The 15,939-nt window shown below is 36.8% G+C and carries 13 protein-coding genes; 4 read left to right on the plus strand and 9 right to left on the minus strand.

From position 1 onward, the window contains the following. Positions 1-334: 334 nt before the first annotated feature. The 6 genes from ACTF48_RS09610 to ACTF48_RS09635 all read right to left on the minus strand — a co-directional run bounded on the left by ACTF48_RS09610 (position 335) and on the right by ACTF48_RS09635 (position 7,310). Positions 335-1,189 carry a glycosyltransferase family 2 protein gene (locus ACTF48_RS09610; RefSeq protein ID WP_438962939.1) on the minus strand — a complete coding sequence of 285 codons (855 nt, stop codon included), beginning with the start codon at positions 1,187-1,189 and terminating at the stop codon, positions 335-337. 6 nt (positions 1,190-1,195) lie between these two features. Further along, positions 1,196-1,723 (minus strand): methyltransferase, encoded by a 528-nt coding sequence (locus ACTF48_RS09615; protein WP_438962940.1) that lies wholly within the window; start codon positions 1,721-1,723, stop codon positions 1,196-1,198. A gap of 461 nt (positions 1,724-2,184) precedes the next feature. Beyond that, a complete protein-coding gene (locus ACTF48_RS09620; RefSeq protein WP_438962941.1) occupies positions 2,185-2,781 on the minus strand; it encodes a hypothetical protein in 597 nt (198 codons plus the stop codon). Positions 2,782-2,885: 104 nt separating this feature from the next. After that, a complete protein-coding gene (locus tag ACTF48_RS09625) occupies positions 2,886-3,710 on the minus strand; it encodes an SDR family oxidoreductase (RefSeq protein ID WP_438962942.1) in 825 nt (274 codons plus the stop codon). A 24-nt stretch (positions 3,711-3,734) separates the two neighbouring features. Then, complete coding sequence (locus ACTF48_RS09630; protein ID WP_438962943.1) at positions 3,735-4,706, minus strand: 3-oxoacyl-ACP synthase III family protein; 972 nt, start codon at positions 4,704-4,706, stop codon at positions 3,735-3,737. A gap of 279 nt (positions 4,707-4,985) precedes the next feature. Then, a complete protein-coding gene (locus ACTF48_RS09635) occupies positions 4,986-7,310 on the minus strand; it encodes an ATP-dependent helicase (RefSeq protein ID WP_438962944.1) in 2,325 nt (774 codons plus the stop codon). A 173-nt stretch (positions 7,311-7,483) separates the two neighbouring features. Here ACTF48_RS09635 and ACTF48_RS09640 point away from each other — a divergent pair, with 173 nt between their 5' ends. Together ACTF48_RS09640 and ACTF48_RS09645 are read left to right on the plus strand one after the other, a co-directional pair. Further along, positions 7,484-9,025, plus strand: coding sequence for an FMN-binding glutamate synthase family protein (locus ACTF48_RS09640; protein ID WP_438962945.1), 1,542 nt, complete (start codon positions 7,484-7,486; stop codon positions 9,023-9,025). Positions 9,026-9,196: 171 nt separating this feature from the next. After that, positions 9,197-9,715 (plus strand): hypothetical protein, encoded by a 519-nt coding sequence (locus tag ACTF48_RS09645; protein WP_438962946.1) that lies wholly within the window; start codon positions 9,197-9,199, stop codon positions 9,713-9,715. On the opposite strand, the gene ACTF48_RS09650 is transcribed toward ACTF48_RS09645, so the two are convergent. Further along, positions 9,712-11,817: a M1 family metallopeptidase gene (locus ACTF48_RS09650; RefSeq protein WP_438962947.1), complete on the minus strand. Its 2,106-nt coding sequence runs from the start codon at positions 11,815-11,817 to the stop codon at positions 9,712-9,714. The two genes, ACTF48_RS09645 and ACTF48_RS09650, sit on opposite strands and share 4 nt — an antisense overlap. 149 nt (positions 11,818-11,966) lie before the next feature. Here ACTF48_RS09650 and recG point away from each other — a divergent pair, with 149 nt between their 5' ends. Together recG and ACTF48_RS09660 are read left to right on the plus strand one after the other, a co-directional pair. Further along, positions 11,967-14,072: an ATP-dependent DNA helicase RecG gene (gene recG / locus ACTF48_RS09655; RefSeq protein WP_438962948.1), complete on the plus strand. Its 2,106-nt coding sequence runs from the start codon at positions 11,967-11,969 to the stop codon at positions 14,070-14,072. Positions 14,073-14,137: 65 nt separating this feature from the next. Further along, complete coding sequence (locus tag ACTF48_RS09660) at positions 14,138-14,719, plus strand: porin family protein (RefSeq protein ID WP_438962949.1); 582 nt, start codon at positions 14,138-14,140, stop codon at positions 14,717-14,719. A 210-nt stretch (positions 14,720-14,929) separates the two neighbouring features. Here ACTF48_RS09660 and ACTF48_RS09665 read toward each other — a convergent pair whose 3' ends face one another. Together ACTF48_RS09665 and ACTF48_RS09670 are read right to left on the minus strand one after the other, a co-directional pair. Beyond that, a complete protein-coding gene (locus ACTF48_RS09665; RefSeq protein ID WP_438962950.1) occupies positions 14,930-15,574 on the minus strand; it encodes a hypothetical protein in 645 nt (214 codons plus the stop codon). Positions 15,575-15,577: 3 nt separating this feature from the next. After that, the coding region (locus tag ACTF48_RS09670) for an RNA polymerase sigma factor (RefSeq protein WP_438962951.1) at positions 15,578-15,939 on the minus strand (362 nt) is incomplete at its 5' end.

Genomic DNA, 15,939 nt, shown 5'->3' on the forward strand with positions numbered 1-15,939 from the left:
CTTTATACCATTCCAGCGATACGACCTTATAAAACGACCTTGATCTTCTGTTACCAGAGGTTCAAGGTTCTTTTTTTACTAGTATAATAGTTAGATTGCTTTTGCATTGGCATTGGGAAGTCTGTCGTTAAAAATGAAAATGTGTGAAGCGTTAAGAAGAAAAGATTATCTTATAGATAAATAGTAACGAGTTGATGGTGACGTCTTAAAACATTTTGGTGTCATAGATCTTGGTTTTTTCTTTAGCAAGGATATTGATATTTTTAGACAGGTGTCCCACAGCCTAGAGTTTTTTGGTTCGTTTTTGCGGCAATGGCAAAAATGAACAATATTATTAAAAACCCAATTTAGACTTTATACCATTCCAGCGATACGACCTTATAAAACGACCTTGATCTTCTGTTACCAGAGGTTCAAGGTTCTTTTTTTGTGCTAGTTGGTAACCTTTTAGGTAATCTGAGATAAGTCTGATACTTTTTTTATTCCAAGCCATTTTAGCAGCCGTTATAAAAGTAAGCCACCTACCGTAGCGCATTTTATAAAAAGCCTCTCCTTGAAGGTACTTTGCTTTTTGATTATAAGAAGCTCCAGTAGGTTTGAGGTGCTTTACATGAAGCTCAAGTATGGTCACTACTTCCCAACCATGATAGCGGGCAAGCATTTCATCAATGGTGTCCCAACCTATGGAAGATCGGAGTCCTTTTATTTGCTCGAAACATTCTTTTCGGTAGGCTTTTAAAGCACCACGTATATGTTCAGGATTAGTACCTTTTTCTAGTTCCCAAACTCCGTTGTTATGAACAGTGCAATGGCCAGCAACCATTCCTGCTTTATCGCTTTTGCGAAAGCGTGAAACGATCCATTCTATATAATTTTCAGGAAATATCAAATCAGCATCATATTTACAGATGATGTCGTAGTCCATAATGTTTAAATGGGATAGTCCAAACTGAAAAGCGTTAATCACCTTAGATCCGGGAATGTTTTGAGCACTGGATTGATGAGTACATACTGTAATTTGAGAATGAATCTTTTGGTATTCTTGTACTATTTCTAGCGTACGATCTGTTGAATTATCGTTTACAACAATAATTTGCGAAATCACAAAAGTCTGTGATAGCAAGCTGTCTAACGTTTTTGCTATAAAACGCTCTTCATTATAAGTAGGAATGATGACAGCTATTTTCATTGTTATTTATGCATTTATACGTTCACAATAAACGAGATAATAACGGTCTGTAAATGAGCGTAATAATGGTCGTATACCTAGTTTTTTTATAGGGTTTGTAAATTTTAAACTATCGACAACTTTCCAACCTGCTTTTTCTAGCACATAATCCAGTTGCCACGGTTCAAACTCATGATAATGCTGATCTCTAATGTCGTTTTTATTACGGTAAGCACTAGCAAACCATAGTTTTAGGGGAACGCTTATCACAGCTTTATCACATGGAATAGCTTTTAAAGAAGTATAAGGACTGACTAAATGTTCAAAAATCTCAAAAGCCGTCACCACATCACCTTTAAAATGCTCTATCTCACTCACATCATCGTCTAAGTCTTTACCACTGGTGTTTTGTACTTGATAACCAGCTTCTTTCATGATTTGAGAAAACGGATTTTCCACACCTAAATCTAATATGGAGGAATCTTTAGAAACGTGTTTTTCTAAAAATTCAAGCGTAATTTTAAAACGTTTATGCGGGAAGTTGTTTTCGTACACTGAGTTGGATTATGATTATCACAAAAATAATCTATCATTATTTTATTATGCCAATTTGTGTTTATAATGTCGTTAAAATAAATTGAATTATTTTTTGCTTATTGAAGCTAAAAATTCATTGCATAGCCGTAGCTACGGAAATAATTTTAAGTAAAAAGTAAGTAAAAAAGAAACTATTTATTAAGACTTTATAGATTCAATTTGGTATTAGGCTATGGGTAAAAAGAAGATCGTTGGTTTTGATAGGAGATCGTAATTAGTTTTTAAAGCGATAAGGTTATCAAAACCATATCTCGACTCTCGCTCGATATTGCATTATTGTTTAAAAATAATGTTGGTATTATTCCAGTTCGAGCGACAGTCGAGAACGGTTTAAGTTGATTAGAAATAACGCGGTAGATTCAATCAACTTTCCTTAACTTTTGTATGACAGGATAATATGAATTTAATTCTAAAAATAACTATCCTCTACGACGCTCGAGTAAAATCATCATCATAAGTCCTAGCATGACTCTTTCTTTATCATCCTCGTCTATGTCTGCAGTTTTTATGAGTTCAAACTCTTTTCCTAAAAACGAAGGCATTTTTTTAAGTTTTACTACGATTTGACCTTGATTGTTAGTTACGTTATAAGTAGGATTAAAAAGATAACCTGTAAAGAAACCTAGAATAGGGATTTCACCCAGTAGATTATCGAGAAAACGAGTAAAAGCGCTCTCTTCTTTTACATTATATTGCGGTTGCTGGTGTTGATCTATAATATTATACTCAGCTTTCCACAAGCTGCGCCAGCCTTTACGAGCTATTTTACCGATTTCGTTGCCATGTGCATCGATCATGCTATAAGCAGCGCTCCAGTCCAGCCATTTATTGGCCTTAATGGTAAAAAGAACTTTAGTTTTACTTTCATCACTGTACACATTCACAGCTTCTTTAAGCTTAAACATTTTTTGCTTTACATAAGCAATCGTTTGTCCTTGAGCATTTTTGGCAGTAAAATCGTTGGCTAGTGTGGTGACTTTAAAACTGAACTTAATAGGGTATTCTAGGTTATTCATTTTGGGTTAGTTTTTAGATGGTGAATTTAAGTTTATTAATTCGCTTTCGCGAAAGCGAAATAAAAATCACTTTACACTCTCATGGGTTTATCTTATCAAATAAATTATCCCGTAATATTGTAGCCACCATCCACATGCCTAATCTCTCCAGTTATTCTGCTCTCTGGTCTAAAAAGATGAGCAATTTCAAAAGCTAGATCTACTGGCAAGGCATTGCCTAATGGGCTCATTTTATGAGAGGTAGCTACGTCTTCTTCTTTTAAAGTAGCGTTACCAGCCTTGCTACCCATGTATGGAGAGAACCTTATGGCATTTACTCGTATACCGTGCTTGCGACCCAACTCGTCTGCTAGTTCTACGGTTATTCTTTCTAAGGCTGCTTTTGCGATACTTATATTTCTATACGGGTGGAAGGTCACCTTTGCTGCAGCGATATAACTTAGTGAGCAAATCGAGGCACCATGTTGTAGAACTCCTTCTTTTAAAAGGTAATGAGTGACTCTTATTAAAGAGTAGGCACTCACATTCATGGTGTCACAAAACTCGTTTAAAGTAACGTCTATAAGTGGCTTTACTTCTTTTTTACGTATGGTTTTATCCATGGCTATGGCGTGAAGAAAACCGTCTAGTTTTATGTTTTTTGCAGCGAGTTCTTTTGCAAATGATTCTATGTTTTCATCCAGTGATACATCTAGTATTTCTACCATGGTATCACCTAGGGATGCGTGAACAGAACTTTTAAAATCTTCAAAATTCTGATTCAGAAAAGCCTTTGCTTTATCAGAGAGGTTGTTATGAAAACGACTGACACCTAAACCGGTACAAACTACTTTTCCGCCATTTTTAATTATTTCCTTAGCGGCATACATGGCTAGGGAATGCTCGTCAGCTATTCCTGTGATTAGGAAGGTTTTATTTGAAAATATCATTATTTTTTAAATTAAATTAATGTGTTACCATTTATAGAGTGAGGTGCCCCAAGTCCAGCCGGCTCCTACGGCTGCAAATAGAACGAGATTACCTTTTTGAAGCAGTCCTTTCTTGACCGTTTCATCCAGCATAATGGGAATGGTACCGCCAGAGGTGTTTGCATAGCGATCCATATTAGTCATTACCTTTTCCCATGGTAAAGAAATGCGTTGAGCTATTTCTTCCAGTATTCTCACACTAGGTTGATGTGGTATGAGGTAATCAATTGCCTGTATTTCTAACTGGTTCTTTTTTAGTAATTCATTTATAGATTCTGGCACAACTTTAATAGCAGTTTGAAAAACAGCAGGTCCATCCATTTGAAAATACTGTAGGCCTTTGTCTAGCGTTTCAGGTGTAGTAGGAGTAAGTGATCCACCTGCGGGAATGTTCCAGCAGTCCTTACCACGACCGTCTGTATGAAGTGAGAAATCTATGAACCCTTTATCTTCAGTAGTATGAGATATGACCATAGCTCCAGCACCATCTCCAAAAAATACTGCATCTCTACGATTCCAGTCTGTAATGTTTGAAAATGTATCTGCACCTATAACAAGCACGTTTTTATACATGCCAGCTTTGATAAATTGAACGGCTGTAGTGGTTGCAAACAAGGCTCCTGAGCACACAGCAGAAATGTCAAAAGCAACTGCATTAAAAGCCTTTATTTTTTCTTGAACAAAACAAGCACATGAAGGAGCAAGCTTATCTGGTGTTGCCGTGGCGAGAATTATTAATTCTATGTCTTGTGGTTCTAGTCCAGCATTTTTAATAGCTTCTTTACCAGCCATTGCAGCGAGATCACTTGTGGTTTCTCCTGTAGATATTCTACGTTCTTTAATTCCTAAGTTTTTTTGAATCCAGGCGTCATTAGAACCTACAGATTCAAAAAAATCATTTTTTACTACGTTTTCTGGAGCATAGGATCCAGTTCCTTTAATATATGCGTTATTCATAAATGCGTTTAAGCGCATAAAAATGAAATATTTAATTCATTTATTACAAATAATTTAATTAAAATTTTATTTATTTACGGATATGGTGATTATTTATTGTTAATTATGTAAAATAATTATTTTATTAAGATTTTATTACGGAGTTCATAATCTTTGTTTTTAAACACAGGTATCAAAGACCTATAAATGATCTTTAACCCTATAGGATATGTTGAAGATTTTAAATTAATTTTCTTTATAAGCTTTCGCGAAAGCAAAATAAATACAATCATTAAATTATTACTCCACAACTTCTAACTTAGCAAAACGCAACAACAACTTTTTCAAACCGCCGACTTGGAAATTAATCTCAGCTTTTTTCTCGCCGCCAGCACCTTCTATGTTTACCACGGTACCACGACCAAAACGGCCATGTTCTACGGTCATTCCAGGTTCTAGAGTTCCTTCAAATCCAGATGGTTTGCTAGAACTGCTTGCTGCACTAGGTCTTATTTTACGTAGTTTTCTTATTTGGTCCTTGCTAGGTCTGTTCACGCTAGGCGGCTTACCGCTTACGGGTTTGGACTGGCGCAGTTTAGATTTGTCTGGTTCATCCCATAAGTGATCTGTTAAGGCGCTTTTATACCTGTAATCATCCATAGGTGTCGTGTATTCTAGATATTCATCGTCTATCTCTGTAATGAAACGGCTAGGTTCTGCATCTACCAGTTTTCCCCAGCGGTAACGACTTAACGTATAGGTGAGATAAGCTTGATGCTCAGCTCTAGTTAGTGCTACGTAAAATAAACGACGTTCTTCTTCTAGCTCCTCACGAGTATTCATACTCATTCCGCTAGGAAAGAGGTCTTCTTCCATTCCTACGATATAGACATAAGGATATTCAAGACCTTTGGCTAAGTGGATGGTCATGAGCGACACACGGTCATCAGTATCTTTTTCATTATCGAGGTCTGTAGCCAGAGCAACATCTTCTAGGAACTCAGCCAGTGAACCACGCGCTTCATCTACTTCTTTTTGTCCTTCTACAAAGTCTCGCATACCATTGAGTAATTCCTCAATGTTTTCTACTCGTGAAATACCTTCTTGAGAACCATCTTTTTTAAGCTCTGTAAGTAGGGCACTTTTTTTAATCACATATTCAGTCAACTCAAAAACCGTTTGTGTTTCTTCTAGAGCTTGGAAACTCTTGATCATGGTCACAAAGTTCTTGAGTTTAGTTTTAGTACTGCTATTAATTCCAGAATCTATACGATCTATGTTTTCTATGACTTCATAAATGCTACGGTCATAATGTTTAGCTGCTACAATTAATCGATCCATAGTCGTAGAACCTATTCCACGTGCTGGATAATTAATGATACGTTTCAGTGACTCCTCATCTTTAGGATTTACAATAACTCGCAAATAGGCGAGGACATCCTTAACTTCTTTACGCTGGTAAAAACTGAGTCCACCATAGATACGATATGGGATATCTTTTTTACGCAAGGCGTCTTCCATGGCTCTGGATTGAGCATTTGTCCTATATAATATAGCAAACTGATCGTTACCTAGTTGTTTTTGCATTTTATTTTCAAAAATCGAACTAGCTACATAACGACCTTCTTCGGCATCGCTCATTAAGCGGTGCACGATGATTTTAGGGCCATCATCATTTGCGGTCCAGACTACTTTATCGAGTTTGGTTTTATTTTTATCGATGATAGAATTTGCCGCTTCTACGATATTTTTAGTAGAACGGTAATTTTGCTCCAGTCGGTATGCTTTAACACCATCATAATCGCGCTGGAAATTCAGGATGTTATTAATATTTGCACCACGGAACGCATAAATGGATTGTGCATCATCACCTACTACACATATATTTTGAAACTTATCTGACAGTGCTTTTACAATCAAATATTGAGAATGGTTAGTATCTTGATACTCATCTACGAGTATGTACTGGAAACGATTTTGATATTTAGCAAGCACATCAGGAAAACGGTTGATGAGTTCATTAGTTTTTAAGAGTAAATCGTCAAAATCCATCGCACCAGCTTTAAAACAGCGCTCTACATATTCTTTATAAATATCTCCAAAACGTGGTCTGCGCGCCATCGCGTCATCTTCTTGCAGGTCAGCATTTGCCATGTAAGCTCTTACCGTGATGAGGTTGTTTTTCATGGATGAGATGCGCGAGAAAATCTGTTTGTATTTATACACGTCTTTATCCAGTCCCATTTCTTTAATAATGGCGCTTACTAAACGCTGCGAGTCCTGCGAGTCATAAATGGTGAAGTTAGATGGGTAGCCCAGTTTATCTGCCTCAACACGTAAAATACGGGCAAACACAGAGTGGAATGTTCCCATCCATAAATTCTTTGCTTCGCTAGCACCTACGATATCACCTATACGTTTTTTCATCTCCTTAGCCGCTTTATTAGTAAAGGTGAGCGAGAGAATGTTAAAGGGATCTATACCTTGTTGCATTAAATATGCAATACGTATAGTGAGCACACGAGTCTTCCCAGATCCTGCACCAGCAATGATGATCATGGGACCTTCTTTTTGTAAAACAGGTTCTTTTTGAGCGTCGTTTAATTGGGAGATATATTCTTGCACTGGTTTCTTTTTTCTAGGGCATACAAGATACGAGTTGATGTTGTTTTATTAAATGATTATCCTGGTTTTTTATACACTTTTTTGTGCTATTTGTGGAACTTGTTTTTTACGCTTTCGCGAAAGCGTACTCCTAACATCACATTTATTTAATTTTTCAGCTTTAAATTTTCAACATGATTGATTTTATTCTCGGCCTAGCCTGGTACTGGTGGCTTATTCTTTTAGTAGTTGTGGTAGCTATCTATGATATTTTTAATAAGAAACATATCATATTGAGGAACTTTCCAGTAGTAGGACATTTTAGGTATTGGCTGGAAAGTATAGGTCCAGAATTACGGCAATATATTGTGGCAAATAATAGAGAAGAATTGCCTTTTAATCGTATTGAGCGTGGCTGGATTTATGCCAGTGCAAAAAATGAGAATAACTACGAAGGCTTCGGGACAGACCGTGATATTTATGCCCACCAGTATATTTTTATCAATAATTCTATGATGCCTTTTAAGGTAGAAAAGGATCATGTCACGCATAACGAGCCTGCTTTTTTACCATGTGCTAAGGTTATAGGTGCTGCCAAAAAAAGAAAAAGACCATTCCTTCCAGCGAGTGTTATTAATATAAGTGCGATGAGTTATGGAAGCCTCTCTGCCAAAGCAGTGGACGCTATGAATAACGGCGCAAAAATGGCTCATGCTTATCATAACACTGGTGAAGGTGGATTATCACCCTACCACAAACGCGGTGCCGATGTGGTTTTTCATTTTGGTACGGGATATTTTGGAGTACGAGATGAAAACGGCAACTTCTCCATGGAAATGTTGAAGCAACTGGTTAAGGATCATCCACAGGTGCGAGCGATAGAGGTCAAGTTATCTCAAGGAGCTAAGCCAGGGAAAGGTGGTGTATTACCAGGCTCAAAAATTACTAAAGAGATCAGCGAGATACGTAATGTGCCTATGGGAGAAGATGTACTATCGCCACCTACCCACAGTGCATTTGAAGGAATACAAGGGTTAGTAGATTTTGTAGAACAAATTGCGCAAGAAACGGGATTACCTACCGGAATAAAAGCGGCGATAGGAAAACTGGAACAATGGGAAGAACTGGCAGATATTATGAAAGCTACCGGTAAAGGTCCCGATTTCATTACTGTAGATGGTGGCGAAGGAGGAACAGGAGCGGCGCCACCTAGTTTTGCAGACCATGTTTCCTTGCCTTGGGTTTATGGTTTTAAAGATTTATATGGCGTTTTTCAAAAACGCAACATGACTGAAGATCTCGTTTTTATCGCATCAGGAAAATTAGGTTTTCCTGCTAAAGCCGCCATGGCATTTTCTATGGGAGCAGATGTTATTAATGTAGCTCGAGAAGCAATGATTTCTATAGGTTGTATTCAAGCTCAAGTATGTCATAATAATACCTGTCCTACGGGAATAGCAACTCAAAATAAATGGTTACAACGCGGTATAGTTGTTCCTGAAAAAGCGGGAAGACTAGCGAGCTATTTTAAGAAATTCAATAAGGAATTGCTGGAAATTACCCATGCCGCTGGATATGAACATCCATGCCAGTTTAATATGCGCGATGTAGATGTGAGTATAGGAGATACTAATATGACACAAACACTGGAATATACTTATAAGTATCAAAAAACACCTGTTCCATTCCATGGCATACAAGCGTTAAAGGATTGTGTTCATTTAGGCGGGAAATAGAACAAGCTTAAACTTGAACTTGAACTTGAATTTGAACTTGAATTTGAATTTGAATTTGAATTTGAAATGAAAGATCAAAGTTTTGAATTAACAAATCAAATTTGTACAAGTTTATTTCCATTCTAAATATTACTTTTGAAATTCAATCGTTAATAGAAAAAACAAATTTTCATGGAGGAAAAAATTTTCTTGGGCTTTGTAGCTATGTTGCCAGCACTAGTAGTAGGTGTGGTCGCTTTTTATTTTTTATCTGCCTTTATGAAAAATGAGGAAAGAAGACGTCGTTTTCTAGTAGTAAGAGAATCTCAAGGCAAGACCTTACCGACTAGAATGGCCTCTTATGAACGCATGACTTTATTCTTAGAGCGCATCAAACCTAATAATCTAGTAGTGCGCACACTAGCTGGCTCTATGACTAAATTGCAATACGAGCAAACACTTATAACCGCCATAGATCAAGAATTTGAGCATAATATAGCTCAACAAATTTACATCAGTGAGGAATGCTGGAATATCATACGAGCTGCAAAAAACACGACGATTCAACAAATACGTCAGGTAGCCATGAGTGGTAAAATTCAATCTGGTGAAGATTTGAGACAAGCCATCGTTAACGAGCTCATGGATAAACGTGCTCCTAGTGCTTCAGCATTAAGTTTTTTAAGGTCTGAGGTTAAGGATTTGTTTTAAACCTTAAATAAATCCCTTATTCTTTTCTGTTCCTCTTCGGGCATGGTCGCTAGAACCTTGTCGATCACTACGCGATGCTCATTTTTCTTATAAAGCGCCTCAAAAATATCACGGCTGTTTTTATAAAACCTCCAACTGTGGTGTACACAAGCATCCATTAAATCACGATAATTTTGAGCACTCATAGCATCGAGGTTGATCAGGTAATCAAAGGCAGCTGAGCGTGTTTGCGTACTTTGTTCTGGACTTGTAAAACTCGATAAGCGCTGTAAGTACTTATATTTCTCGTTATTCTTAAAATCTCCAGAATTTAAAGCCAGCGCAATCCACGCCATTTCTAGTGATGGACTCATACTGTTCCATTGAGCTCTAGTTTCCTCGAGAATAGCATGTCGTTCTGTAGGGTTGCCCTGCCATAACAAGAATAACGCACTTTCTCTGGTAAGGTATGAATCATCATAGAGCATGGTTCTTAAAATTTTATCTAGTGCTGGATCATACTCCTGTAAACTCAAGGCTATAGCTTGTCTTACTTTTACATTTCCAGTGGCAGCTGCTTGTTTGTAGAGTTCTATAATGCGATCGTTTTTTTTATGTAGAGTAAGCTGCTTGATCATTTCTTCTACCAGTAATTCATTAACAGGTGCTCTTAAAGTCTCTTTATAAGAATTAAAAGCCTCATCAAATGGCGATATACTACGAGCTGCAAGCTGGAAATACTGTTCCATGAAAATGCTCTTGCGCAATAATGTTAAAGCCTCTGCGCTAGGAAATTGAGTATTTGTAAGCCACCTGTTTTTATACTCAGTAAGGTCTTTACCGCTGGTTGCCGCCATGACTTGAAGAAAATCATCTGTGGTAACGTTACGACCGGCATATTTTTTTAGATACGTGCGTATTCCTTGTTTAAAATCAGTGTCGCCTAGTTGTGCTCTTAAAGCGTGAAGCGCCCATGCACCGTGCTGGTAGAAGGTAAGACTGCTCGCACTCGCATCTAGTAAAGCAGTTCCTTTTCCTGATTTAGTTTGTGCAATAAGTGACTCGGCATTTTCAAAAAGCATCATGTAATAATGATCATCTCCATAAATATCGCGTTCTGCTAGCATGGAGTAGTAAGTAGCAAATCCTTCTTGTAGCCAGTGATGTTTTCCTTCGGTTTCAGTAACTAAATTACCAAACCACTGGTGCGCCAGTTCATGTGCATTTACGGTGATATAATTACCATCATTAAAAGCGATATCATCTACCATAAACTGGTCACTAAAAATAGTAGCTGTAGTGTTTTCCATGCCTGAGTATAAAAAGTCTTTTACAGGAATTTGTCTGTACACTTTCCAAGGGTATTCTATCCCTATCTCTTGTTCTAAAATATCAAATATTTGCACGCTATGCTTGTAAGTCGCAGGTAGTTTATGAGCATCTTCTGGGTAATAGTAGAGCTCTATTTGTTTTTTACTACTCGTTATTTGTTCTTTTAAATTATATCGACCTACTACTAGTGCGACTAAGTAACTGCTCATGGGGAATTCCATGTTATAATGGTAGGTTCTATGATCATCGATTTCTATTTTATCTACCAGAACACCATTTGCAACGGCCGTATATTGAGAAGGAATGGTAACGCTTATGTTCCAGATGATTTTATCATTCATATCATCGATACTAGGCAGCCAGTTACTGGTATATTTCCCTTGACCTTGCGTCCATATTTGGTCCCATTTTCCGTCATTATCGCGATCTATGTGATAAAGTGCTTTATTAGGATCTGTGGAGAATTCTATCGTGAGCTGGTGTGTTACGCTTTCGCGAAAGCGAGATTTCACAACAATTTGCTTCTCATTATAAGCTGATTTTACAGGCTTGCCGTCTAGTTTTACATCGTATCGCGTAATGTTTTTAGCATCAACAAATAGCGATGGAATATCTTTTAAAATTTCTACCTCGTAGGTGACTGTTCCAGAAATAATTTCTGAATTCTCATTCACATTAATAGCTACCGCGGCTGTTTTAAAATCTACCGCATCTGTTTGAGATGGGCTATCTTGAGCGGTAGTGACTACAGAAAAAAGGCTCATAAAAAGCCAAACACTGATTGTTTTCATAAGGCAAGCAAATTACAAAAGTCAGGTCAAGCGACGTTGTAAGTTTTAATAAATTCTAGTTAACAACGATGTTATTGATGGCATATTGAATCTGTTTGTTCTTTTAGCATTACTCTAGGAAGGTTACTTTTGTATAAAAATGCTTCATAGTGCCTACTAATTTTCTACATACACCTATAGAGTACTTAAATGGAGTAGGTCCTGCGCGTGCAAAGTTATTACGTGCTGAGCTAGGCATATCTACATATGGTGATCTGGCAAATTTATTTCCTAATCGTTATATAGATAAAACCAAATATTATAAAATAAGCGAACTCGTTCCTGATAGTGCTCATGTGCAAATAATAGGTAAAGTAACACACCTTAAAACCATAGGTGATAGGCGCAGTAGTAGGCTAGTAGCAACTTTTACAGATGGTACTGGAGTCATGGAACTGGTCTGGTTTAAAGGGCAAAAGTATTTTAAGGACAGTTTAAAAATAAACGAACCTTATGTGGTTTATGGTAAAGTAACTCGATATGGTTCTAAATATAACATAGCCCATCCTGATGTAGAATTGCTTAAAGAACATAAGTCGAGACAGCAAAGTGCGATGACGCCTATTTATCCATCCACAGAGCAATTATCTAAACGTAACGTGACTAACAAATTCATGGTACGCATGATGCAGCAGTTGTTTAGTGAAGTTCATAACTCTTTTACAGAAACACTGTCAGATTCTATAAGAACACAGCACCAGCTCGTGGATAAGAACACGGCCATGTTAAATGCGCACTTTCCTAAAAGTGCGACTTTATTAAAGCAGTCTATTTACAGATTGAAATTTGAAGAGTTATTCTATATACAAATGGAATTATTGCTTCAAAACCGAATTAGAAAAAGCCGTATCAAAGGTTATCTTTTTGATACCGTAGGAGAACAGTTTAATGATTTTTATTCTAACCATTTACCCTTTAAATTAACAGGTGCTCAAAAACGTGTGGTAAAAGAAATACGTGCAGACATGGGAACTGGAGCGCACATGAATAGATTACTGCAAGGAGATGTAGGATCTGGAAAAACGATTGTTGCGGTTCTAACTTGTTTACTAGCTATAGATAATGGATTCCAAGCCTGCATCATGGCACCTACAGAAATACTTGCACAACAGCATTATCAAGGAGTTACAGAATTGCTTGCATCTACCGGTATTCAAGTTTCTTTACTTACCGGTTCTGTAAAGACTAAAGCCAGGCGTGTTATTCATGAAGGACTGGAAGATGGTAGCTTGAATATTTTAATAGGTACTCATGCCCTTATAGAAGATAAGGTACAGTTTAAGAATTTAGGACTTGCTGTGATCGATGAGCAACACCGATTTGGTGTAGCACAAAGAGCTAAGTTGTGGAAAAAGAACAACTTGCCACCTCATGTTTTAGTCATGACGGCAACTCCTATTCCTAGAACACTCGCCATGAGCTTGTACGGCGATTTAGATATTTCTGTTATTGATGAATTACCACCTGGAAGAAAAGAGATTAAAACAGTACATCGCTATGACAAGAATAGACTTGCTGTTTTTTCATTTTTAAAAGAAGAAATAACCAAAGGTCGTCAAGTGTACATGGTTTACCCATTAATTGAAGAATCAGAAACACTGGATTATAAAGACTTAATGGATGGTTATGAAAGTGTAGTGCGTGAATTTCCTGCGCCTCAATATCAAGTAAGCATAGTTCATGGTCGTATGAAACCAGAAGATAAGGACTATGAAATGAATCGTTTTGTAAAAGGCGAGACTCAAATCATGGTGGCCACTACCGTGATTGAGGTAGGAGTTAACGTTCCTAATGCTAGTGTGATGGTAATAGAAAGTACAGAGCGTTTTGGTTTATCGCAGCTGCATCAATTGAGAGGTAGAGTAGGACGTGGCGCAGATCAAAGTTTTTGTATTCTGATGAGTAGCTATAAATTAAGTGCTGAGGCAAAAACTAGAATTGAAACTATGGTAGCCACAACAGACGGTTTTGAAATAGCTGAAGTCGATTTAAAATTACGTGGTCCAGGAGATATGATGGGAACTAGACAAAGCGGTGTTCTAGTTCTTAAAGTAGCAGATATAGTTAAGGATAATGAGATTCTAGCCACAGCCAGAAATACAGCTATGAGTTTGCTAGAAAAAGACCCTAAGATGAAGTTACCAGAAAATCAAAATATTAAAAAAGTGCTGCATTTCTTGCAGTCTAAAAAAGGCTTATGGAAATACATAAGTTAAGTTTTTTATGTGAAGTGTGAATTTTACATATTTATTATATCTTTGAACAAACCAAAATCTTAAAAATGAAATCATTTTACATTTCTTTAATCGCTCTTTTTCTAGTTGGAACAGCAGCACAAGCACAAGAATTCTCTTATGGTATTATGGGAGGTCTTAATGTTTCAAAAGTAAATAACGCCTTAGGTGGAGAATTTGCTGATAATAAAATTAATTACCATGTAGGACTAATTGCTGAGTTTCCTCAAGGCGACAAGTGGTCTTTTGAGGCAGCAGCATTCTATTCTGGTGAAGGAGAACAAATAGAAAGAAATGGGAATGTAAGCACAATCTACTTAAGATTTATAAATGTTCCAGTACATTTTAAATATTATATCACAAAAGGATTGAGTGTACATGCAGGGCCTCAGGTAGGTTTCTTATTAAACGCGAAACAGTCTTTTGTTGAAGATGGTGATCGTGAAGAAATAGAAGGAAAGGTAAACAGCTCTTATGCGTTAACAGGTGGATTAGGTTATGACTTTGATAATGGTTTATTTATAAAAGGAACTTTTGACTTAGGAATTACAGACCTATTTGATAATGTTGATTTTAAACAAGATCAACGCACTAGAACTGGACATTTATCCATAGGATATAAGTTCTAAGAGATTTTTTATTACATACTTAAAGCCTGTTTCTTCATTGAAGCAGGTTTTTTTGTGTCTTATTGTCGGTTATCGGTTGTCGGTTTCTCAGTTATCAGTAGCTAGTGGAGATCTCAGTTTTTGTGTATCAAAAACTGAGACTGCGCTTGCTAACTGCGCTTGCTAACTAAAAAAGACTGGTGAATGAGGACTAAAATACTGATGACTGCCTTAAACTTCCATACGCTTTAATTCCTCGTAGTTGTTTTGTAAGCGCTTTAAAAGAATTCCGTAGATCAACATATAAAATAAATATAGTAATCCTAAAAGTACGATATAGAAAACCACCATAAAAAGGAATGCTAACACATAGAATAAGGTTTCATGTCCATCCATCTTACCGCTAGCCATGAGATCAATAATTAATGGATGGTAATTAAGCATGTAAACGGTCGTCATTAGACCAGATATAAATCCACCTATGATGTTATACCAAATGTACCACTTCATGGTTCTTCTAGTTTTGATGATATTCTTCATCAAACTCCTACTAGGTTGTGTGGCAGATATGTTCTTATAGTTACGATAAAACAAGTATAGGAAGTAAACCACTGCGATAATGTGTATCACGGTAATTACTATAAAGAAGTTAGAGTGCATTAATTCTTGAGTTGCAGCATCTGGTTCGCCTATAACAGTATATAGAAAGTTAAGTCCAGACATCACTGCAAACTCTATAATAGCGATGATTAATAACCATTTTACGATGCTAGTGGACTTTTTAGCTAGCAGTTCTTTTATTTGCGCGGCATTATATTGAGGATAATCGGTATCCTGTGACTGCCATTTTTCTTTAAGTATATCTAATTGGTCCATAATTTATGGATTAATAATGTTAGTTAATTTAGTCTTCACTCTATTCATTTTCACTCTTGCGTTGACTTCACTTATTCCTAGTGTTTCTGAAATTTCTCGATAACTTTTATCTTCCAGGTACAGAAAAACCAGGGCTTTTTCAATATCGTTTAATTGTTTTACCGCGCCGTATAGTAACGTGAGTTGTTCTGTAGTTTCATCATCATCATCTATGTCTGTTATTTTAAAAGAAACACTTTCATAATTAGTGGTTTTAACTCGTCTCGTTGATTTGCGGTATAATGTGATAGCCGTGTTTAATGCGACACGGTACATCCACGTAGAAAACTTAGAATCACCTCTGAACTTAGGATATGCCTTCCATA

This window comes from Nonlabens sp., assembly GCF_965660805.1.
Lineage (GTDB): Bacteria > Bacteroidota > Bacteroidia > Flavobacteriales > Flavobacteriaceae > Nonlabens.

Bases quoted from the DNA above. Each gene is read 5' to 3' on its own strand.
- ACTF48_RS09610 (WP_438962939.1), bottom strand. From the start codon at position 1,189: ATGAAAATAGCTGTCATCATTCCTACTTATAATGAAGAGCGTTTTATA.
- ACTF48_RS09620 (WP_438962941.1), bottom strand. From the start codon at position 2,781: ATGAATAACCTAGAATACCCTATTAAGTTCAGTTTTAAAGTCACCACA.
- ACTF48_RS09625 (WP_438962942.1), bottom strand. From the start codon at position 3,710: ATGATATTTTCAAATAAAACCTTCCTAATCACAGGAATAGCTGACGAG.
- ACTF48_RS09630 (WP_438962943.1), bottom strand. From the start codon at position 4,706: ATGAATAACGCATATATTAAAGGAACTGGATCCTATGCTCCAGAAAAC.
- ACTF48_RS09640 (WP_438962945.1), top strand. From the start codon at position 7,484: ATGATTGATTTTATTCTCGGCCTAGCCTGGTACTGGTGGCTTATTCTT.
- ACTF48_RS09645 (WP_438962946.1), top strand. From the start codon at position 9,197: ATGGAGGAAAAAATTTTCTTGGGCTTTGTAGCTATGTTGCCAGCACTA.
- ACTF48_RS09650 (WP_438962947.1), bottom strand. From the start codon at position 11,817: ATGAAAACAATCAGTGTTTGGCTTTTTATGAGCCTTTTTTCTGTAGTC.
- ACTF48_RS09660 (WP_438962949.1), top strand. From the start codon at position 14,138: ATGAAATCATTTTACATTTCTTTAATCGCTCTTTTTCTAGTTGGAACA.
- ACTF48_RS09665 (WP_438962950.1), bottom strand. From the start codon at position 15,574: ATGGACCAATTAGATATACTTAAAGAAAAATGGCAGTCACAGGATACC.